Origin of the sequence: Microcella sp. (assembly GCF_046293215.1) — a bacterium.
Classification (GTDB): domain Bacteria; phylum Actinomycetota; class Actinomycetes; order Actinomycetales; family Microbacteriaceae; genus Microcella.
In genome coordinates this window covers 38819-58339 of record NZ_JBKBPI010000007.1, presented here as the reverse complement: position 1 = coordinate 58339, position 19521 = coordinate 38819, and the positions used below count along the sequence as shown (strand labels likewise).

The following is a 19521-nucleotide window of genomic DNA, read 5'->3' as shown; positions in this document are numbered from 1 at the left end:
CGTGGTCATCCCTCCGTGAAAGTGGAAACACGACACGAATCAGTCGCACCGAAGGAGACGTTCTCATGACGCTGCTCGACCGCCCGCGCACGACGGCCCCGCACCGGACCCCCGACGCTCGCCCGGAGGCGCCCACCGGCGCAGCTACTCCATCCAGTGCGCCGGCCCTGCTCGAGGCCGAGCGGCCCGCCGACGTCGTCGCCTTCGTCGAGCGCATCGCTCGCCTCACGACGCCCGACCAGATTCACTGGGTCGACGGCAGCACCCGCGAGCGCCACGCCCTGCTGCAGCAACTCGTCGCCGCCGGCACCCTCACGCAGCTGAACCCCGACATCCGCCCGTACTCGTTCCTCGCCCGCTCTGACGAGCGCGACGTGGCACGGGTTGAGGAGCGCACCTTCATCTGCTCCGAGCGCGAAGAGGACGCCGGCCCCACGAACAACTGGATGGCGCCCGAGCAGATGCGCGCCGAGCTGGAGCCGCTGTTCACGGGCAGCATGCGCGGCCGCACGCTCTACGTTGTGCCGTTCGCGATGGGCCCGATCGGCTCGACGATGACCCGCTACGGCGTGCAGCTGACCGACTCGCCCTACGTCGTCGTCTCGATGGGCACCATGACCCGCATGGGGTCGGCCGCCCTCGCGCAGATCGCGCGCGGCGCCTCGTGGGTTCCCGCCGTGCACTCGGTCGGCGCGCCGCTCGAGTCGGGTCAACAAGACGTGCCGTGGCCGTGCAACGAGACGAAGTACATCGCGCACTTCCCGCAAGAACGCGAAATCTGGTCGTACGGCTCGGCTTACGGCGGCAACGCCATCCTCGCGAAGAAGGCCTTCGCCCTCCGCATCGCCTCGGCGATGGCGCGCGACGAGGGCTGGCTGGCCGAGCACATGCTGCTCATTAAGGTGACCTCACCGGCCGGCAAGGTTTACCACATGGCCGCCGCCTTCCCGAGCGCGTGCGGCAAGACCAACCTCGCGATGCTCACCCCCACCACCCCCGGGTGGACGGTCGAGACGATCGGCGACGACATCGCCTGGCTGCACATCGGGAAAGACGGTCGTCTGCGCGCCATCAACCCCGAGGCGGGCTTCTTCGGCGTCGCCCCCGGCACCGGCCTGTCAACCAACCGCACGGCCGTCGACACGCTGTGGGGCAACACGATCTTCACGAACGTGGCGCTTCGCGAGGACGGCGACGTCTGGTGGGAGGGGCTGACCGACACGCCCCCGGCGCGTCTCATCGACTGGCGTGGAGAAGAGTGGACACCCGATTCGGGCCGCCCCGCCGCGCACCCCAACTCTCGTTTCACCGTGGCCGCTCACCAGGCGCCGTCCATCGCGGACACCTGGGACGACCCGGAGGGCGTCGTCATCGACGCCATTATCTTCGGCGGCCGCCGACGTGCTCTCGCGCCCTTGGTGGTAGAGGCGCGCGACTGGGATCACGGTGTCTTCATGGGCGCCACGATCTCGTCTGAGCAGACGGCGGCCGCCGAGGGCACTGTCGGGCAGCTGCGCCGCGACCCGTTCGCGATGCTGCCGTTCGCCGGCTACAACATGGCCGACTACTTCGCCCACTGGCTCGACTTTGGCAAGCGTCTGCGCCGCTCGGCCCGCGTGCCGCGCGTGTTCCAGGTCAACTGGTTCCGCAAGAACGCCGACGGAAAGTTCCTGTGGCCAGGATTCGGCGAGAACGGTCGCGTCATCGAGTGGATGGTCGCCCGCCTCGAGAGCGAAGCGTGCGTCGACGAGACCCCGCTCGGCGGCATCCCCCGCCCCGGAGAGCTGAACGTCGCGGGGCTCGACCTGCCCGAGGAGGACCTCGCCGAGCTGTTCCACATGGACACCGACGAACTCGAGGCGGAGGCCGACGACGTGGAGCGCTTCTTCGCCACCTTCGGCGACAAGCTGCCCGCCGAGCTGCGGCACCAGCTGAGCCACCTGCGTTCGCGCATCCGTGCGAAGCGCGAAACGGAGTCGACCACGGCGTAGTCGACCGAGACACGGAACATGCGGGGCGGCCCGCCGCGAACATTGCGGCGGGCCGCCCCCAACGTTTCCGATCTGCCGTTCGTCTGACACGGTGAGAGCAACACTCACGCGACACGCACGGTGGAGGGAGGCGAGTGGCGCGCACGGCGGGCTGGGAGGCCGTTCTCACCGAGCTCGTTGCCCTGCGGGGCGACGCGCTCACGCGCTATGCCGTCATGCTGTGCGGCAATCGTGACGACGCGGCCGACCTCGTGCAGACCGCGCTGGAGAAAACCTTCGGCCGGCTGCGCAACGGCTTCGACGTCGAGACGGCGGAAAGCTACGTGCGCAAGGCGATCGCGAGCGCGTACGTCGACGCCGGGCGCAAGGCGACCCGGTTTCGACAGCGAGCGCACCTGCTGGTGACCGATGACGCGGTTCCCGCAGCCGGCGGTGCGACCGACGAGCGGCTCGATATGCGCGGTCACCTCGACCGGCTGAGCCCCCGCGAACGTGCGTGCATCGTGCACCGCTACTACGGCGACCTCATGGTCGACGACATCGCCCGCGCCCTCGGCATTAGTTCGGGGGCCGTGAAGCGCTACCTCAGCGACGGCCTCGCGAAGCTTGCTGCTGCTCTCGACGACGCTCGAAGGGAGCTGCCCCATGTCTGACCACGAGAACATCGAACGGATGCTGCGCGCCGATGCGCAGGACGCCTCCGGCCCCGCGATCCCGCTCGATGCGGCGGCGATCGCGCGCGGCGCGCGCCGCCGCCGACTGCCCGCCCAGCTGGGGGTGGGTGCGGCCGCGGTCGCGCTCGTCGCGGGCTTTGGCGGCGTCGCGATCGCCGGGATGCCCGGACTCATCGGCTCGGACGGCTCGCTGATCGCGAGTGACCGCGGTGGCGACGATACGTCGGGCGGCGCGGCGGAACCGTTCGCCAGCCCCCACGCGGGAGAAGAGCTGGCCGAGGGTCAAGGCGACGGTGAAACCGAGTGGGACGTACTGCGCTGCGGCGAGCCCCTCCCCCCGGTGGGGCACTCGGGTGACGATCGGCTCCGTCTCGAGCTCGCTCCGCTCGACGGGAGTTCAGCCCGGGACGGCGAACTGACCGTCACCGGCACCCTCACCAACGTCTCCGACGAGCGCCTCGAGCTGCTGACCGCCACGCACCTCGTCGTCGGGCTCGCCCGCGACGGCGTGGTCGTGTGGTCGACCGTGGGCATGGACGCGGCCGCGCTCGTGCCGACGCTCGACCCCGGCGAGTCCGTCCACTACACGGGGGGGCTCGAACTCGTCGACTGCGGGGGCACCGACCCGGAGGCGAGCATCCGTGGTGAATCCCCACTCGCCGAGCCGGGCGCGTACGAGGTCGTGGCCGCGCTCGACGTGCGGCAGACCGCGGGCGGCGAGCCGGTGAGCGATTCGGTCGTCGTGATCTCGCCGCGAGCATCCCTGGTTCTTCCCTAGAGACGGGCGAATCCTCGACGCGCGGGCGCGCGCGGTGGAAGAATCGTTCCGCCGCCCGCGCGACGCCGCGGCGGGCGCACCAGGACCCTCACGAAAGGCCCCTCCATGACGAAGCAGTCCATCTTTGGCCGCATCGCCCAGCTCGCGAAGGCGAACATCAACGCCCTCATCGATCAGGCCGAGGACCCGCAGAAGATGCTCGACCAGATGGTGCGGGACTACACCGCAAGCATCCAGGAGGCGGAGGCGGCGATCGCGCAGACGATCGGCAACCTGCGACTGCTCGAGCAGGACTACGCCGAAGACGTCGCGACGGCGCAGGACTGGGGCCGCAAGGCGGTCGCCGCGAGCGCGAAGGCCGACGAGTTCCGCGCGGCGGGCAACGCGGCCGACGCCGACAAGTTCGACAATCTCGCGAAGGTCGCGCTCGGCAAGCAGCTCGCGAGCGAGAATCAGGCCCGCGCCGCCCAGCCGACGATCCAGTCGCAGACGGCCGTGGTCGAGCAGCTGAAGAGCGGGCTCGAGGGCATGAAGATGAAGCTCGAGCAGCTGCGCGGCAAGCGCGACGAGCTCGTGGCGCGCGCGAAGATCGCCGAGGCGCAGTCGCGGGTCATGGACGCCGTGCAGTCGATCGACATCATGGACCCGACGAGCGAGCTGGGCCGCTTCGAGGAGAAGATCCGCCGCGAGGAGGCCCGTGTGCTCGGCCGCCAGGAGCTCGCCGCATCCACTCTGGATGCGCAGTTCGAGGCGCTCGAGGATGTCAGCACGCAGACCGAAATCGAGGCGCGCCTGGCCGCACTGAAGGCGGGCGGCGGCCCCGCGCAGCTCACCGACGGTCAGTGACGGCGGGCGGGGCGACGAGCGCTCGACCGCGGCGGCTCGCCGGCGTCGACGCGGCCCGCGGGCTCGCGATCGTCGGCATGATCGCCGCGCACGTGATTCCGCGAACCACCGACGCGGAACTCGTCGTCGACGGTCGGCCGTCGATTCTCTTCGCCGTGCTGGCCGGCCTGTCTCTCGGCCTGCTCGCCCCCACCCGCGCGGCCGAGCACCCCGAGAATACTGGCGTGTCTCGGGGACGCGCGCGGGCGTCACTCGCTATTCGCGCGCTGCTGCTCATGCTGCTCGGCCTGTGGCTGTGGAGCCTACCGACCAACATCGCCATCATCCTCGACGCCTACGGGCTGATGTTTCTGCTGATGGTGCCGCTGCTGTTCGCCAACCGCGTGGTGCTCGCGATCGTGGGCGCAGCGCTGCTGGCGCTCGGCCCGCTGCTCGTGAGCCTGACCGATGCACTGCCGCCGTACGTGCTCTACTCGGCGACGAGCCCGGTCGACCGCGCGCTCGACCTCGCCCAGAACCCCGCGTCGGTGCTGGCCGACGCGTTCCTCACCGGCTACTACCCCGCCCTGCTGTGGCTGCCGCTGCTCTGCGCCGGCCTCATCGCCCAGCGCAGCGACCTGTCGTCGACCCTGACCCGGCTCGTCATGGTGACCGCGGGGCTCGCCGCCGCACTGGCGGGCTACGGTGCAGGGCTCTTCCTTCCCGGCGTCACCGCCGAGGCCCACTCGGTGACCCCCGCTGAGTTGCTCGGCTCGGGAGGGCTCGCCATCGCCGTCATCGGCGCCGCTCTGCTGCTGTGCGACGGGCAGGCTCGCGTGGCAACCATCGCCCGCGTGGTGCTCGCACCCTTGACGGCGATCGGCCGCATGCCCCTGACGATCTACACCCTTCACGTGCTGGTCATTGCCCTCGTCGCCGCCGTCGCCGACATCGGCCCGGCCGGCGCCTACGGCGCCCCCGACGGATGGTGGATGCTCGCGGCCCTGCTGATCGGAAGCGCCGTCCTCGCCCTCGTCGCCGAGCGCCTCGGGCGCCGCGGCCCGCTCGAGTACGCGCTGGCGCAGATCGGGATGCTCGTGGCCGGCTCCCCCGCGCGGCGCGCGACGGTGCCAGACTGAGCGGATGATGCGTCGCTTCACCGTTGTACCGCAGTGGCAGGGCTCGGGTGCCGCGCGGGCCATGCGCCTGCAGCAGGGGGCCGAGGCGATCGCGGCCGACCTGCCCGCCCGGGCCACCGACATCGTCGAGGTGCCGCTCGAAGCGGGCGACGCCGAAGGAACGGGCATCCACCGCTTCAGTTCGATTCGTCTCACCCGCGAGCGAACCGAGAAGTCGCTCGCCGACCTGGAACACGGCGAGATCGCCGTCGTCATCGGCGGCGACTGCGGGGTTGAGTACGCGGGCGTCGAGCGCGCGGCGCGACGCGGCCGTGTCGTGCTGCTGTGGGCCGACGCCCACGCCGACCTGAACACCCCCGAGACGAGCCCGAGCGGCGCATACCACGGCATGGTCTTGCGCGACATGATCGATTCCGGCCTTGTCTCGCCCGCCGACGTCGTGATGCTCGGGGTGCGCGCCCTCGACGACGCCGAGGCGGAGGCCGCCGACCGCTTCGGTATTCCGACGCTGACGGCCGACGCGGTCGGTGACGCCATCACCGCGCGGGCGGGCGACGACGCCGTGCTCTACGTGCACGTCGATCTCGACGTCCTCGACCCGGCCATCATGGCGAGCGTCGGCTTCGCCGAACCATTCGGGCTCAGCCTGGACGCGCTCCTCGGCGCCGTGCGCGCCGCGCGCGCCGCGCTGCCGCTCGGCGGTGCCGGGCTCACCGAGTACGCGCCGGCGGCCGATGCTGACGCCGAACTGCTCGCCGACGAGTCGTCGACGATTCTGCGCATCATCGCGGCGCTCAGCGCCGACTGACAACAAACCCGCGCCCGAGTGGCGTACCGGCTGAGCAGATGCCACAGGATTCGCCGGCGAGCGGGTTCCGATCACTAGCCTGCTGACATGTCTGAACCTCGCGTCACCGTCGACCGCGACGGCCACCTGCTCGTGATCGGTCTGAACCGCCCCGAGAAGATGAACGCCGCCGACCACCGGCTGCTCAGCGAACTCGCGCTCGCGTACGGCGAGCTCGACCGCGACCCCGAGCTGCGCGTGGGCGTCGTCTACGCCCACGGCGACCACTTCACGTCGGGGCTCGACCTCGCCGACATCGCCCCGCGCATCGGCGCGAGCGGGCTCGACATGGTTCCCGAGGGCGGAATTCACCCGTGGGGCATGGATGGCACCCGGGTCTCGAAGCCCGTCGTGCTCGCCGTACAGGGCACGTGTCTGACCCTCGGCATCGAACTCGCGCTGGCGAGCGACATCGTCGTTGCCGCCTCCGACACCGTGTTCGCGCAGCTGGAAGTCGCCCGCGCGATCCTGCCATTCGGCGGCGCGACGACCCGCTTCGCCGCGCAGGCCGGCTGGGGTAACGCCATGCGGTGGATGCTCACGGGCGACCGCTTCGACGCGCACGAGGCGCACCGTATCGGCATCGTGCAGGAGGTGGTGGAACCGGGCGCGCAGCTCGAGCGCGCCACCGCGATCGCGCAGACCATCGCCGCTCAGGCCCCCCTCGCGGTGCAGGCGACCCTCGCGAACGCCCGCCTTGCCGTCGCCGAGGGCGAGAGTGCAGCAGCCCAACGCCTTCCCGGCGAACTCGTGCGGCTCATGCAGACGCAGGACGCTCGCATCGGCGTCGAAGCGTTCATGACCCGCACAACGCCCCACTTCATCGGCCGCTGACCGGCGCACGCGCCGAGACGACGGCCCGAAGGGAGACGCCCGTGAGCAGCGAAACCGAGTACGACGTCATCGTGATCGGCGCGGGCGCCGTGGGCGAGAACCTCGCCGACCGGACGGTGCAGGGAGGCCTGCGCACCGTGCTGATCGAGCACGAGCTGGTCGGCGGCGAGTGCTCCTACTGGGCTTGCATGCCCTCCAAGGCGCTGCTGCGGCCGGCCGCCGCGCTCGAGGCGGCCCGCGCGGTCGACGGGGCGGCCCAGGCCGTCGCGGGCGCACGTCTCGACGTGGCCGCCGTGCTGGCACGCCGCGACGCCTTCGCCGCGCACTGGGACGACAGCGGCCAAGTGCGCTGGGTCGACAAGGCCGGCATCGACCTCGCGCGGGGGCACGCGCGGCTCGACGGCGCGCGCACGGTCGTGATCACTGACGTGGCGGGCGCGACGCGGCGGGTGACCGCCCGCCACGCGGTCGCGGTCTGCACGGGCAGCGGGGCGAGCATCCCGCCCATCGACGGCCTCGTCGCAGCGCAGCCGTGGACGAGCCGCGAGGCGACGAGCGCGAAAGAGGTGCCGGGCTCGCTCGCGATCATCGGCGGCGGCATCGTGGCCGTCGAGATGGCCACCGCTTACGGCGCGCTCGGATGCTCGGTGACGGTCATCGCACGCGGTCGCCTCCTCGCTTCCCTCGAAGACTTCGCGGGTGACGCGGTCGCCCGCCGCCTGCAGGAATCCGGCGTCCGCGTCCTGACGCAGGCGACGACGACGCGCGTGGTGCGGGACCCCTCGGGACGGGTGCACGTGACGCTCGACAGCGGAGACACCGTGGAGGCCGATGAGCTCCTTGTCGCGACCGGCCGCACCCCGCGCACGGGCGACATCGGGCTCGACTCGCTCGGGCTCGACGGCCTGCGTGCGGGCGAGCCTTTGCCCGTCGACGACACGATGCTCGTCGCCGGCACCGACTGGCTCTACGCAGCCGGCGACGCCACCATGCGCGCGCCGCTGACCCACCAGGGCAAGTATCAGGCGCGGGCTGCCGGTGACGCGATCGCCGCGCGCGCGACCGGGCGCCCGGTCGATGACGCGCCCTGGGGCACCCACGTCGCCACCGCCGACCATCGCGCCGTTCCGCAGGTGTGCTTCAGCGCCCCCGAGGTCGCCAGCGTCGGGCTGACCGCGCGTCAGGCGCATGACGCGGGCATCACGACCCGCGTCGTCGACTACCCACTCGGACGCGTGGCCGGGGTGGCGGTGCACCGCGACGGTGCGGAGGGTCAGGCGCGCCTGGTGGTCGACGCCGCCCGCGACGTGATCGTCGGCTTCACCGTCGTCGGCGACGACGTTGCCGAGCTGGTGCACGCGGCGACCGTGGCGATCGTGGGCGAGGTGCCGATCGCCCGGCTGTGGCACGCGGTGCCCGCCTACCCCACGGCCAGCGAGATCTGGTTGCGCCTGCTGGAGGAGCTCGGCAGACCCTCCTGACCACCCCTGTCGAAAGCCGACATGCGGGGGCCGGGGATTCCTGCCAGTATGGGGCGCATGGACGTGGTCTAGATGAGCCGTACCGCCGTGATCACGGGGGCGAGCGCCGGTATCGGCGCTGAGGCGGCGCGCGAACTCGTCCGGCGCGGATGGCAGGTCGCGGTTGCCGGCCGCCACCCCGAGCGCACCGCCCACGTCGCCGCCGAGATCGGCGCGGTGCCCTTCGTTGCCGACTTCGACCGCCTCGATGACGTGCGCTCCCTCGCCGAGTCCTTGCTCGGCCGGTTCGGACGCATCGACGTGCTGGTGAACAACGCCGGGGGGCTCGTGCCGCAGCGGGCGCTGACGGTTGACGGCCACGAGGCGACGCTGCAGCGCAACCTGCTCGCGGGCGCTCTGCTGACCGAGCTGCTCTTGCCCCGACTGACCGAGTCACGCGCGCGCATCGTGCACACCTCGAGCGTGATGAACCGCCTCGGTGGCCTCCGCATCGACGACCTCGACTTCGATCGTCGGCCGTACCGCGGCGGGTGGAAGCCATACGCTGCCGCCAAGCTCGGGGTCATCCTCTATGCGCGAGCGCTCGCGACCCGCACGGGTCTCGAGAACGTCACCGTGCATCCCGGATACGTGCGCAGCGGCTTCGGCGCCGAGTCGTCGAGCGCGCGATTCATCCAGTCGCTGACTGCTCCGCTACAGATCAGCGTCGAGGCCGGTGCCGCACCGCTCGTTCACCTCGTGGACACCCCCGAGCTGGGCGTGCCGAACGGCACCTACTTCGACGGTCTGACACCCTGGGGAGCGACTCACCGCTCGGCCACCGACACGCGACTCGGCGACGAGTTGTTCGAGGCGGTTAGCGAGCGGTTCGGCAGCAAGATCCCCACCGGAGACACCGCATGAGCCACCCTGCGCGCCCCACCGCACGCACCCGTCAGACCGCTCACGCTCGAGCGATCGCGCTCGCCGCCGCGACCCTTCTGGCCCTGGCCGGATGCGCGGGGCCAGATCCGAACGCGCTCCCCTCGTCTCCCGATGCGCCGGCCGCATCGCCCTCACCGAGCGCCGACGGCACGCAGCCTGATGGCGACGGGGAGGCCACTGACCGGGTTCCGCTGCCCACGTGTGACGACATCTACTCTGACGAGCTCGTCGCTGAGCTCACCGACGAGGGTCGCGAGTCACTGGGTGACACGGCCGCGGCGGGTGCCGGTGGCTGGGGCAGCGGCGACGCCGTGCTCATCGCACTGTTGCAGGGGGCGATGGAGCGGGTGAGCTGCAGCTGGATCCTGCCGTTCAGCGAGAGCGGATCGACGACGACGATCATCCGTATCGATGAGGCGACGGCCGCCTTCCTCGACGAGCACCTGACCGACACGGCGGGGTTCACCGTCACGTCGGCCCTGAGCGGGCAGCTCTACACGCTCGAGGTGGAGGGCGACTTCCCGTACAGCGAAGCCCACCTCATCGTCGACGGGCTCCTCATCGCCACCGAGGCCTTCGGGGGCGACGCTGAGCCCCTCACCGTCGACGCCGGCGCGCAACTGAGCGCGCCCTAGGCCCGCACCGCCGACCGCGCGGTCAGTCGAGCACGGGAGCGACCGGCAGCCGCAGTCGTCGTTCGAGCTGCGCCGCCACGGCCAGCAGGGTGCCCTCACCCCCGGGGCGACCGATCAGCTGAACGCCCATGGGCAGTCCGGGTCGATCGCTCAACTCACCGTCCCGCTCGCGACTGACCCCGATCGGAACCGTGATGGCCGGAAGGCCCGCCACGTTGACCATGCTGGTCCACGGCGTGTACTGCACCTGCTGGGCGAAGTTGCGCTCCGCATCCTCGGCGTCGTACCAGCCGATGGGGCGCGGCGTGAGAGCGAGCGCGGGGGTGATGACCACGTCGACGGTCGAGAACCGGGCGATGAGGCGGCGCTCGAACCCGCTCAGCCACGCCAACGCCTCCGTGAGGCGAGAGACCGGGAGCTCGCGGCCACGCGCCACGAGCCATGCCGTGAGTGGTTCCAGCAGGGCGAGGTCGGCCTCACTGCGGGCGGGGATTCCGGCGGCGGAGGCCATCCACACGGCGCGGAAGGCCTCGGGGTAACCGGCCCAGTCGTCGCTCGGTCCGAGGTCGATCTCGTCGATCCCGTGCCCGATGGCATCGAACTCGGTGAGGGCTCGGCCGAGCGCGTGGCGAGCCTCGGGCGCGATGGTGAGGTCGTAGTCGAGCTGCCAGGGACTGTCGGTCAGAACGCCGAGCTGCACGCGGCCCTCGCCTCGCACGGCCTGCGCGAGGAACGGCCCCTCCCCGGCAGGTCCGGCCGCGCGCGTGGCGAATGGCCACGGTGCCGCACTCACCAGCGCGTCGAAGAGCAGCGCGGCATCGGCGACCGTGCGGGCCAGCGGCCCCGCCACGACGAGGCCGGCGAGTGAGGCGAGTCCACTCGCGGCCGGCACCCGGCCACGCGAGGGCTTCAGGCCGACGATTCCACAGGCGGCTGCGGGAATACGGATGCTGCCTCCACCGTCCGAACCCGGCGCGAACGGAACGAGGCCCGCGGCCACGGCGGCAGCCGCCCCGCCGCTCGACCCGCCCGCACCGCGATCGAGTGCGTACGGGGTGCGGGCGGGCGGAGCGAGCCGCGACTCGGTGTACGACGGAAGCCCGAACTCGGGGGCCGCGCTCGCGCCCAGGCTGATGGCTCCCGCCTCGTCCAGGTGCCGACTCAGTTCATCGGACACCTCGGGCACGTTGTCGGCAAACAGGCGTGAGCCGTACGTTGTGCGCTGCCCGGCGCGGGCGGTCAGCTCTTTGTCGACGATGGGCAGGCCGTACAGCGGCGCGGCCGTGTTCACCGTGTCGGCGAGGCGCGCCGCGGCGGTGCGCGCACGGTCGGCGGCGACGACGGTCAGCGCTCCCACCGTCGGGTTCAGGCGCTCGATTCGGGCGAGATAGTGGTCGACAAGCTCGCGCGGCGCGACGTCGCCGCGGCGGATGAGCGTCCACTGGTCCAGGGCGGTCAACTCGTGCAGCGCGGTCACCGTGTCAGCCTACGGGCGCCGCGCTGTATCAATTCGGCAACGAACAGGATGCCCGGCTCGCCTGACGCCCGATCGGCTTCGTTCGCGCTCTGTTTGCGCTGATACATTCACGCCATGGTGACTGCTTTCCGCCATGGCCGCGGCGCCCGCCTCGCCGCCCTTGCCGCTGTGGGACTCCTCGCGGTCGGCCTCTCCGCCTGCGCCGACCAGCCCGCCGCCGAGCCGGAGCCCACCGTCGAACCGACGGCGGCGCCGGAACCCGAACCGATCACGGAACCGGAACCGGAACCGGAACCGGAGCCTGAGCTCGTGTTCACCATGCCCACCGATTGCACGCAGATTCTCCCGGCCGACCGCGTCGCGTCGCTCGAGGCACAGAACCTGCAGCTTCTCGGCGGCCCGGGCAGCATCTACGGCGATGAATTCTTCTTCGACGAGACGCCCGAGCAGCTCGTCGGCGGCATCAGCTGCGTGTGGGGCCAGGAGGGCGTCGACCTGTCGACGATCCTGCTCAGCGTCGCGCCGCTGAACGCGGCGACGCGCGCCCAGACGATCGAGGATCTCATCGCGCAGGGCTACATCAGCTACGACCGCGACGACTCGTCCCTCGCCTTCGGACTGATCGGCGACGCGGGCGGACCTCCGGCGATCTACAACCTGATCACCAACGACGCCTGGTTCTCGATGCTCAATTCACTCGGGGGTCAGACCGGCTTCGACGAGGCCATCCTGCTGACGGAGGAGTTACGCGGCGTCGCCTACGGCGCCATCGAGTAGCCCGCCTCTCGCGCGCAATTTTGGTACATTTGTTCCAGAATTGCGGAGAGGGAACCATGGGATACATCTATCTGGCCGGCGCCATCGTCGCCGAGGTCATCGCCACGAGCTTTTTGAAGCTCACGAGCGGCGAGCGGGTCGTCTGGTGGGCTTTTCCCATCGTCGTGGTCGGGTACATCGCCGCGTTCTCGCTGCTCTCGCTCTCGCTCGGCCGCGGCGTGCCGCTCGGCACCGCGTATGGCATCTGGGCCGGAATGGGGGTCGCGCTGGTCGCGGGGGTCAGCTGGCTCGTGTTTGGCGAGACGCTGACGATCGGCCAGCTCGTCGGCATCGCCCTGATCATTGCCGGAGTCGCCCTCGTCGAGCTGACCGGCGAGCACGGGGCCGCCACCGCGAGCGGGCTCAGCGCCCCGGCCGCGCTGCCGAAGGCGTGAGCCCCGCGCGTGACGCGGCGCCGACGGCTGTTCCCGATGCGCCGCGACTGACGGCCAAGGGGCGCGCCCGCCGCGACGCCCTGCTCGACGCCGCCCTACGGGTGATCGAGCGCGACGGGCCGGCGGCGCTCACGCACCGGGCCGTCGCCGCCGAGGCGGGGCTCGCAACATCGGCCGCCACCTACTACTTCGCCGATATCGACGAGCTGCTCGTCTCGGTACTGCGGCGCAGCATCGCTGACTACGACGCCACGATCGGCCCCATCGATGCCCGCGACGTGACCGCTGCCGCGAGCACCATACGCCGCTACGCAATCGATCAGCGCTCGACCGCGGTCGCTCACTACGAGCTTCTGCTGCTCGCCACCCGTCGGCCGGCTCTGCGCGACGACGCCGAGCACTGGTATACCCTGCTCGAGCGCGACCTGGCCACGGCCCTGCCGGACGATGCGGCGGACCGTGCTGCGCGCATCCGCGCCGCCGCCCTCGCGCTCGACGGGCTCATCCTGCGCATGCTGTGGCGGGGCGAGCCACACGACCCCGCCGACGTGCGAGCGGCCGTGCGCGCCGCCCTCGCCCCGCTCAGCGCCGACGGCGCGAGCGCAACGACTTCTGCATGAGCACGATGCCGAGCCAGCGGTCGAACTTGAAGCCGACGCGGCCCATCGACCCGGTCTGAGTGAAGCCGAACGACTCGTGCAGCCGGATCGAGCTCTCGGCCCCCTGATCGGCGATCACCGCGACCACCTCCCGCACACCGGCGTCGGCCGCTCGCTCCAGGAGCTCGCCCAGCAGCGCCCTGCCGAGCCCGCGGCCGGTAGCGGCGGGCGCGAGGTAGATCGAGTTTTCGACCGTGTAGCGGTAGGCCGCTTTCTCTTTCCAGGGGTAGACGTAGGCGAAGCCGAGCAGCTGGCCGCGCGGCGACTCCGCCACGAGAAACGGGTACTGAAGCTTCTGCAGGTGCGCGAACTTCTTCTTCAGGCCGGGCAACGTCCAGGGCTGCTCGTCGAACGTGACGGTCGAGTTCGCCACGTAGTGGTTGTAAATCTCGCGGATCGCCGGCAGGTCGGCGGCCACGGCGTCGCGTAGCGTGAAGCCGAACTCCGGCTCCGGCTCGGGTGCCGGGCGCAGGTGGCGCGGCAGCCGGCGGCGCTGCTGGTATTCCTCCTCGAGCATGGCGGTAAGCCTACGGTCCGCGTGTTACGGCGCGATGTCCCAGTCGATCGGGGGCGCCCCCTGCGCGACAAGCGCCGCGTTGACCCGGCTGAACGGGCGCGAGCCGAAGAACCCGCGGCGGGCCGACAGGGGGCTCGGATGCGCGCTGGCGATCACCGGGACGGCGCCCAGCAGCGGGCGCACCGCATCCGCATCGCGCCCCCAGAGCACGGCGACGAGCGGCCCACCGCGCGCGACGAGGGCGCGCACAACGGCGTCGGTAACGCGCTGCCAACCGAGGCCGCGGTGCGACCCGGCGAGGCCCGCCTCGACGGTGAGCACGCGGTTGAGCAGCAGCACGCCGCGCTCGGACCACGGTGAGAGGTCGGGGTGCGGCGGCGGGTTGACCCCCACGTCGTCGGCGAGCTCGCGGTAGATGTTCGCGAGACTGCGCGGCAGCGGCCGCACGGCGCGATCGGCCGCGAAGGCGAGGCCCACAGGGTGGCCGGGCGTCGGATACGGGTCCTGGCCGATGACGAGCACCCGCACATCGGCGAGCGGCACGGTCAGCGCGCGCAGCACACGCTGAGGAGCCGGCAACCATTCGCGGCCCGCCGCGGCCTCGGCATCGAGCCGGGCAGCGATTGCCGCCAGAGTGTCGTCGAACTGCGGCTCCACCGTGTCAAGCGCCTCGGCCCAGCCGTCACCCAGACCGCCGAGCGGGGCGAGAATGTCGGGGACGCGCACGGGCCTACGCTACCGAGCCCCGGGCATCCCGCGGGCTAGCATCGCGACCATGGCAACGACGCTGGCCGGCAAGTCCGGCGCGATCACCGCGGGGCTCGTCGGGTACCTGTTCTTCGTCGAGTTCGTCAGCGGCATCATCCAGGGCTACTACATCCCCCTGATTCCCGACCTCGCCCGGTATCTCGACATCAACGACCCCGAGTTCAACTGGTTCGAGGCCGCTCAGCTGCTGCTGAGCGCGCTCGTCGTGCCGATTCTCGCGAAGCTCGGCGACATGATCGGGCACAAGAAGGTGCTGCTGATCTCGACCGTCCTGACAGCGGGAGCGAGCTGGTGGCTCGTCGTCGCCGCCGACTTCTGGAGCTTCCTGTTCGCCTGGGCCCTGCAGGGCTTCTACGTCGTCTGGCTACCGCTCGAGGTTGCCCTGATCTTCGACCGTGGGCGCGCCACGGGCCGCGGCCCCTCGCAGACCCGGCGTGCGGCAGGCCTGCTCGTCGTCGCCCTGCAGGCGGGCGCGATCGCGGGTGCGCTCGGCGGCGGGCGCATCTTCGACGCGTTCGACGGCAACGTGCCGTTGACCCTCGCGGTGCCCGCGATCGCGGTGACCATCGCGTTCTTCGTGATCCTCTTCGGCGTGCCCGAGTCGACGCCGGTCGCCGGGCGCCGGCTCGACACGGTGGGCTTCGTGCTGCTCACGCTCTCGCTCATGACCATCACGAGCGGGCTCGCGTTCCTCCGCATCAACGGGCCGGAGGCGGTGTGGGTCTACCTGGTGATCGCGATCGGGGTGGCGCTGCTGTACCCCTTCGGGCGCTGGGTGCTCGGCCACCCCGACCCGGCGATCGACCTGCGGATGCTTCGCCGGCCCGAGATGTGGCCCGTTCAGCTGGTTGCCGGGCTCTTCGGCATCAGCGTGTTGGGCGCCCAGGCGCCGCTCGCAACCTTCGCCGGAACACCCGTCGAGGCGGGCTACGGACTGGGACTCGGGGCGAGCGACATCTCGACCATCATCGGCGTCTACCTGATCGGCATGATCGCCGGGGCCGCGCTCTTCTCCGCGACGGCGCGGCGCCTGTCTCCCCGGGTCGCCCTCATCATCGCGACGAGCCTCGTGGCCACCGGCTATCTGCTCTTCCTGCCGCTTCACTACACCCCGGTTCAGGTGGCGACCAACATGGTGATCGCCGGGCTCGGCTCGGGTGCGCTGGTGGCGGCGCTGCCCGCCGCTGCGGCCGCCGCCGCCCCGCTCGGGCAGACAGGCATTGCCGCCGGGCTCACCAACACGACAAAGACGATCGGCGGGTCGTTTGCGAGCGCGATCTTTGCCATCGTCGTGGTCTACGTCGGCACGCAGTCGGTCGTCGCTACGGCCGGAACCTACGGTGGCTACCTGACCGTGTTCGCGATCTGCGGCGGCACCGCCCTAATCGGCGCGGTGTTGCTCGTGTTCGTGCCGAAGCTCGCCTTCCGCGATCCGATCGTTGACGAGGCGGCCGAGGCCGCAGCGCACGCACCGGGCACGGGCGCTACTGGCGAGGGCTGAGCGGACCCCGCACGAGCTTGTGCTGGGCGGCCTGGGCGACCGGCCGCAGCGTCAACTCGTCGACGTTGATGTGCGCGGGCAGGGTGAGGGCGTCGACGATCACCCGGGCAACATCGTCAGCGGTGAGCGGACGCTCGACGCCGTCGTACAGCGCCGCCGCGCGCTCGGCGTCGCCCCCGAGCCGGTTCAGCGTGAACTCGTCGGTGCGCACCATGCCGGGCGCCACCTGCATCACGCGCACGGGCTCCCCCGCGAGCTCGAGGCGCAGGGCGTCCATCATGATGCGTAGCCCCGCCTTGGACGCCGAGTAGCCGGCCCCGCCCTCGTAGGCGCGCTGACCCGCGGTCGACGTGACCGCGACGATGTCGGCGCTCCCGCGCTCGCGGGCAGCGGCGCGCAGCGTCGGCATGAGCGCGCGAATAATGCGCTGGGCTCCGAGCACGTTAACGTCGAACATGCGCGCCCAGTCGGCCGCCGAGGCCTCGACGACCGGATCCACCCCGATCGCCAGGCCCGCGTTCAGCACGACGGCATCGACCGGCGGGGCACCCGCTGCGGCGGATGCTCGCAGCACGTCGGGGAGGCCGGCCACGGCGGCGTCGTCGGTGACGTCCAGAACGTGCACCGAGCATCCTGAATCGGCGGCGAGCGCCGCGAGGCGGTCGGCCCGCCGGGCGACCCCCGTGACGTGCCAGCCAGCGTCGACGAGTCGCCGGACGGTGGCCTCGCCGATGCCGCTGGAGGCTCCGGTGACGAGGGCGTGACGAGGAGGGGCGGTGGGGTCGCTCATGCTCGTAGGCTAACGCGGTGCCTACGACGACCCGCACCCCCTACTGGGACACGGCCCGCGCTGTTGCCATCACCCTCGTCGTGATCGGTCACGCGATCCAACCGCTCAACAGTCAGTACGCGCCGTCCTACGCGCTCTACCTCGTCATCTACGCCTTTCACATGCCGGCGTTCGCACTCTTGGCCGGATACTTCAGCCGCGCGGAGCCGGGCAGGAAGCAGTGGGGTCGCATCGTGACCGACCTGCTGGTGCCATACCTCATCGTCGAGACGATCTGGACGGTGGTGCGCTTCTTCGTCACCGGTGGCACGACGTTCGACCCGGCCTCCCCATCGTGGACCCTGTGGTTCCTGCTCGCCCTGGCGATCTTCCGCATGGTGCTTCCCGTCCTCGCGCGCCTGCGCTGGCCGCTCGTCGTCACGATCCTCCTGTCCGTGGGGGTGGGGTACGTCGACAGCGTCGACACGACGTTCTCGCTGTCGCGGCTCTTTGGGCTGCTGCCGTTCTTCACGCTCGGCTGGTGGCTTGCGTACACCGACGTGGTGGGGCGCACCCGGTGGCTCGAGCGCGACCGGTTCGACCCCGTTGTCATCGTGACCCGGGCCGTCGCTGCCGTCGTGTTCGGCACGGTGGCGACCATCGCGGTCATCGGCACCGACTTCTTCGGCTCCATTGGCGCGGGGCGCATCCTCTTCTACGCCGACCCCTACTCGGCCCTCGGGCTTACTGAGTGGTGGGCCGGTGTCGTGCGCCTGCTTGTCATCGGCCTCGGCGTGCTGCTCACGCTCAGCATGCTGGCTCTCGTGCCGCGGACGGTGACTCCGTTCACGTGGATTGGCACCCACACGATGTACGTCTACCTGCTGCACACGTTCCCCCTCTATGCCCTGCGGCAGAGCGACCTGACGGGTGTCGGCGCCCCCGCGTGGGTGTGGTTCCTGGGGCTCGTCGTCGGGTCTGTCGCCCTCACGGTGCTCTTGGCCAGTCGCCCCGTGCGATGGCTGACGCGCCCCATCATCGAGCCACGGGTGGGGTGGCTCCTCAGCGCCAAACGCTGAGCGGCGCCCGGGTTACGGCGTGTGTCGCCGGCCATTGCCGCCACCCGTGCGGCCCCCTAGCGTGGGCTCACCGCGACAGGGAAGGACCCACCATGAGCGAGAACCCCACCGCCGACTGGCGCTTTGAGACGCTGCAAATCCACGCTGGATCGCAGCCCGACCCGGTCACCAACGCCCGGGCCACCCCCGTGTACCGCACGACGGCGTACACCTTCAACGACTCCGCGCACGCGAAGAACCTCTTCGCGCTCGCCGAATTCGGCAACATTTACACGCGCATCCAGAACCCGACGCAGGATGTCGTCGAGCAGCGGGTCGCAGCACTCGAGGGTGGCACCGCCGCCCTGCTCTTGTCGTCCGGGCAGTCGGCAACCACCTACGCGGTGCTGAACATCGCGAACGCCGGAGACCACATCGTCGCCTCCTCCACCATCTACGGCGGCACCTACAACCTGTTCAAGTACACGCTGGCGAAGCTCGGCATCGAGGTCACCTTCGTCGAGGACCAGGACGACGCCGACGCGTGGCGGGCCGCGATTCGCCCGAACACGAAACTGCTGTTCGGAGAGACGGTTGGCAACCCGAAGGTCAACATCCTCGACATCGAGAAGGTCGCGGGGGTCGCCCACGACGCCGGTCTGCCGCTCATCGTCGACAACACGATTGCCACGCCCTACCTGATCCAGCCGCTCACGCACGGCGCCGACGTCGTGGTGCACTCGGCGACCAAGTTCCTCGGCGGGCACGGCACGGTTCTCGGCGGCGTGATCGTCGATGGCGGCAGCTTCCCGTGGTCGCAGCACGTTGACAAGTTCCCCGGCCTCACCGAGCCCGACCCCTCGTACCACGGCGCGAGCTACACCGGCGTGCTCGGCGACGGCATCGCGTACATCATCAAGGCCCGCGTGCAGCTGCTGCGCGACATTGGGTCGGCGATCTCCCCCGACAACGCGTGGCAACTCATCCAGGGCATCGAGACGCTGAGCCTGCGCATCGAGCGGCACGTGCAGAACGCACTCGCCGTGGCCCGCTGGCTCGAGGCGCACCCCGATGTCGCCCACGTCGACTACGCCGGGCTCGAGTCGAGCGCGTGGCACGCTGCGGGTCAGAAGTACGCCCCGAAGGGCGTGGGTGCCGTGCTGTCGTTCGAGTTGAAGGGCGGCGTCGACGCCGGCCGGGCGCTGGTCGATAGCGTGCAGCTGTTCAGTCACGTCGCGAACATCGGCGACGTGCGCAGCCTCATCATTCACCCCGCCTCGACGACGCACTCGCAGCTGACCGCCGAGCAGCAGCTGACCGCCGGGGTCACGCCCGGCCTCGTGCGGCTGTCGGTCGGCCTCGAGAACCTCGACGACATCATCGCCGACCTCGAGCGCGGCTTCGCGGCCGCGAAGACCGCCAGCGCCTAGCGC

The 19521-nt window shown here is 70.9% G+C and carries 20 protein-coding genes; 16 read left to right on the top strand and 4 right to left on the bottom strand.

Annotated features, from left to right (window positions below):
* The first annotated feature begins 65 nt into the window (after positions 1-65).
* The 10 genes from ACK4SC_RS07780 to ACK4SC_RS07735 all read left to right on the top strand — a co-directional run bounded on the left by ACK4SC_RS07780 (position 66) and on the right by ACK4SC_RS07735 (position 10128).
* Positions 66-1991: a phosphoenolpyruvate carboxykinase (GTP) gene (locus ACK4SC_RS07780; RefSeq protein ID WP_409616832.1), complete on the top strand. Its 1926-nt coding sequence runs from the start codon at positions 66-68 to the stop codon at positions 1989-1991.
* Between the two features lie 134 nt (positions 1992-2125).
* Positions 2126-2644: a sigma-70 family RNA polymerase sigma factor gene (locus ACK4SC_RS07775; protein ID WP_409616830.1), complete on the top strand. Its 519-nt coding sequence runs from the start codon at positions 2126-2128 to the stop codon at positions 2642-2644.
* Positions 2637-3443, top strand: coding sequence for a hypothetical protein (locus ACK4SC_RS07770; RefSeq protein WP_409616828.1), 807 nt, complete (start codon positions 2637-2639; stop codon positions 3441-3443). The genes ACK4SC_RS07775 and ACK4SC_RS07770 overlap by 8 nt, the downstream gene beginning before the upstream one ends.
* Before the next feature lie 105 nt (positions 3444-3548).
* Positions 3549-4289 (top strand): PspA/IM30 family protein, encoded by a 741-nt coding sequence (locus ACK4SC_RS07765; protein ID WP_096422102.1) that lies wholly within the window; start codon positions 3549-3551, stop codon positions 4287-4289.
* Positions 4286-5407, top strand: a complete 1122-nt coding sequence (locus tag ACK4SC_RS07760; RefSeq protein ID WP_409616826.1) for a DUF418 domain-containing protein — start codon at positions 4286-4288, stop codon at positions 5405-5407. The genes ACK4SC_RS07765 and ACK4SC_RS07760 overlap by 4 nt, the downstream gene beginning before the upstream one ends.
* Before the next feature lie 4 nt (positions 5408-5411).
* Positions 5412-6215: an arginase family protein gene (locus ACK4SC_RS07755; protein ID WP_409616824.1), complete on the top strand. Its 804-nt coding sequence runs from the start codon at positions 5412-5414 to the stop codon at positions 6213-6215.
* Positions 6216-6302: 87 nt separating this feature from the next.
* Complete coding sequence (locus tag ACK4SC_RS07750; protein WP_409616822.1) at positions 6303-7088, top strand: crotonase/enoyl-CoA hydratase family protein; 786 nt, start codon at positions 6303-6305, stop codon at positions 7086-7088.
* Positions 7089-7129: 41 nt separating this feature from the next.
* Positions 7130-8569, top strand: coding sequence for a dihydrolipoyl dehydrogenase family protein (locus ACK4SC_RS07745; protein ID WP_409616820.1), 1440 nt, complete (start codon positions 7130-7132; stop codon positions 8567-8569).
* A gap of 72 nt (positions 8570-8641) precedes the next feature.
* Positions 8642-9472, top strand: a complete 831-nt coding sequence (locus ACK4SC_RS07740) for an SDR family NAD(P)-dependent oxidoreductase (RefSeq protein WP_409616818.1) — start codon at positions 8642-8644, stop codon at positions 9470-9472.
* Complete coding sequence (locus ACK4SC_RS07735) at positions 9469-10128, top strand: hypothetical protein (protein WP_409616816.1); 660 nt, start codon at positions 9469-9471, stop codon at positions 10126-10128. The genes ACK4SC_RS07740 and ACK4SC_RS07735 overlap by 4 nt, the downstream gene beginning before the upstream one ends.
* Positions 10129-10150: 22 nt before the next feature.
* Here ACK4SC_RS07735 and ACK4SC_RS07730 read toward each other — a convergent pair whose 3' ends face one another.
* The gene (locus tag ACK4SC_RS07730; protein ID WP_409616814.1) at positions 10151-11605 is read right to left on the bottom strand and encodes an amidase; all 1455 of its coding nucleotides are present in this window, start codon (positions 11603-11605) and stop codon (positions 10151-10153) included.
* Positions 11606-11719: 114 nt separating this feature from the next.
* On the opposite strand from ACK4SC_RS07730, the gene ACK4SC_RS07725 reads away from it, so the two are divergent.
* Genes ACK4SC_RS07725 through ACK4SC_RS07715 form a run of 3 tightly spaced genes read left to right on the top strand, consistent with a single transcriptional unit; the run spans position 11720 to position 13436 of the window.
* The gene (locus tag ACK4SC_RS07725; protein WP_409616812.1) at positions 11720-12382 is read left to right on the top strand and encodes a hypothetical protein; all 663 of its coding nucleotides are present in this window, start codon (positions 11720-11722) and stop codon (positions 12380-12382) included.
* Positions 12383-12438: 56 nt separating this feature from the next.
* A complete protein-coding gene (locus ACK4SC_RS07720) occupies positions 12439-12816 on the top strand; it encodes a DMT family transporter (protein WP_409616810.1) in 378 nt (125 codons plus the stop codon).
* A complete protein-coding gene (locus ACK4SC_RS07715; RefSeq protein WP_409616808.1) occupies positions 12813-13436 on the top strand; it encodes a TetR/AcrR family transcriptional regulator in 624 nt (207 codons plus the stop codon). The genes ACK4SC_RS07720 and ACK4SC_RS07715 overlap by 4 nt, the downstream gene beginning before the upstream one ends.
* On the opposite strand, the gene ACK4SC_RS07710 is transcribed toward ACK4SC_RS07715, so the two are convergent.
* Positions 13399-13992 carry an N-acetyltransferase family protein gene (locus tag ACK4SC_RS07710; RefSeq protein WP_409616806.1) on the bottom strand — a complete coding sequence of 198 codons (594 nt, stop codon included), beginning with the start codon at positions 13990-13992 and terminating at the stop codon, positions 13399-13401. The two genes, ACK4SC_RS07715 and ACK4SC_RS07710, sit on opposite strands and share 38 nt — an antisense overlap.
* A 24-nt stretch (positions 13993-14016) precedes the next feature.
* Complete coding sequence (locus ACK4SC_RS07705) at positions 14017-14718, bottom strand: uracil-DNA glycosylase (protein ID WP_409616804.1); 702 nt, start codon at positions 14716-14718, stop codon at positions 14017-14019.
* A 49-nt stretch (positions 14719-14767) separates the two neighbouring features.
* Between ACK4SC_RS07705 and ACK4SC_RS07700 the strand changes: the two genes are divergently transcribed.
* Positions 14768-16261 (top strand): MFS transporter, encoded by a 1494-nt coding sequence (locus tag ACK4SC_RS07700; protein ID WP_409616802.1) that lies wholly within the window; start codon positions 14768-14770, stop codon positions 16259-16261.
* Here the strand turns inward: ACK4SC_RS07700 and ACK4SC_RS07695 are convergent.
* A complete protein-coding gene (locus tag ACK4SC_RS07695) occupies positions 16245-17051 on the bottom strand; it encodes an SDR family oxidoreductase (protein WP_409616800.1) in 807 nt (268 codons plus the stop codon). The two genes, ACK4SC_RS07700 and ACK4SC_RS07695, sit on opposite strands and share 17 nt — an antisense overlap.
* 17 nt (positions 17052-17068) lie before the next feature.
* Here ACK4SC_RS07695 and ACK4SC_RS07690 point away from each other — a divergent pair, with 17 nt between their 5' ends.
* Both ACK4SC_RS07690 and ACK4SC_RS07685 read left to right on the top strand, forming a co-directional pair.
* The gene (locus tag ACK4SC_RS07690) at positions 17069-18109 is read left to right on the top strand and encodes an acyltransferase family protein (RefSeq protein ID WP_409616798.1); all 1041 of its coding nucleotides are present in this window, start codon (positions 17069-17071) and stop codon (positions 18107-18109) included.
* A gap of 92 nt (positions 18110-18201) precedes the next feature.
* Positions 18202-19518 (top strand): bifunctional o-acetylhomoserine/o-acetylserine sulfhydrylase, encoded by a 1317-nt coding sequence (locus ACK4SC_RS07685; protein WP_409616796.1) that lies wholly within the window; start codon positions 18202-18204, stop codon positions 19516-19518.
* The last annotated feature ends 3 nt before the right edge of the window (positions 19519-19521 follow it).

Excerpts from the sequence above, each read along its gene's own strand:
- ACK4SC_RS07780 (WP_409616832.1), top strand. The coding sequence starts at position 66 with ATGACGCTGCTCGACCGCCCGCGCACGACGGCCCCGCACCGGACCCCC.
- ACK4SC_RS07770 (WP_409616828.1), top strand. The coding sequence starts at position 2,637 with ATGTCTGACCACGAGAACATCGAACGGATGCTGCGCGCCGATGCGCAG.
- ACK4SC_RS07765 (WP_096422102.1), top strand. The coding sequence starts at position 3,549 with ATGACGAAGCAGTCCATCTTTGGCCGCATCGCCCAGCTCGCGAAGGCG.
- ACK4SC_RS07755 (WP_409616824.1), top strand. The coding sequence starts at position 5,412 with ATGATGCGTCGCTTCACCGTTGTACCGCAGTGGCAGGGCTCGGGTGCC.
- ACK4SC_RS07750 (WP_409616822.1), top strand. The coding sequence starts at position 6,303 with ATGTCTGAACCTCGCGTCACCGTCGACCGCGACGGCCACCTGCTCGTG.
- ACK4SC_RS07740 (WP_409616818.1), top strand. The coding sequence starts at position 8,642 with ATGAGCCGTACCGCCGTGATCACGGGGGCGAGCGCCGGTATCGGCGCT.
- ACK4SC_RS07735 (WP_409616816.1), top strand. The coding sequence starts at position 9,469 with ATGAGCCACCCTGCGCGCCCCACCGCACGCACCCGTCAGACCGCTCAC.
- ACK4SC_RS07725 (WP_409616812.1), top strand. The coding sequence starts at position 11,720 with ATGGTGACTGCTTTCCGCCATGGCCGCGGCGCCCGCCTCGCCGCCCTT.
- ACK4SC_RS07720 (WP_409616810.1), top strand. The coding sequence starts at position 12,439 with ATGGGATACATCTATCTGGCCGGCGCCATCGTCGCCGAGGTCATCGCC.
- ACK4SC_RS07710 (WP_409616806.1), bottom strand. The coding sequence starts at position 13,992 with ATGCTCGAGGAGGAATACCAGCAGCGCCGCCGGCTGCCGCGCCACCTG.
- ACK4SC_RS07700 (WP_409616802.1), top strand. The coding sequence starts at position 14,768 with ATGGCAACGACGCTGGCCGGCAAGTCCGGCGCGATCACCGCGGGGCTC.
- ACK4SC_RS07695 (WP_409616800.1), bottom strand. The coding sequence starts at position 17,051 with ATGAGCGACCCCACCGCCCCTCCTCGTCACGCCCTCGTCACCGGAGCC.
- ACK4SC_RS07685 (WP_409616796.1), top strand. The coding sequence starts at position 18,202 with ATGAGCGAGAACCCCACCGCCGACTGGCGCTTTGAGACGCTGCAAATC.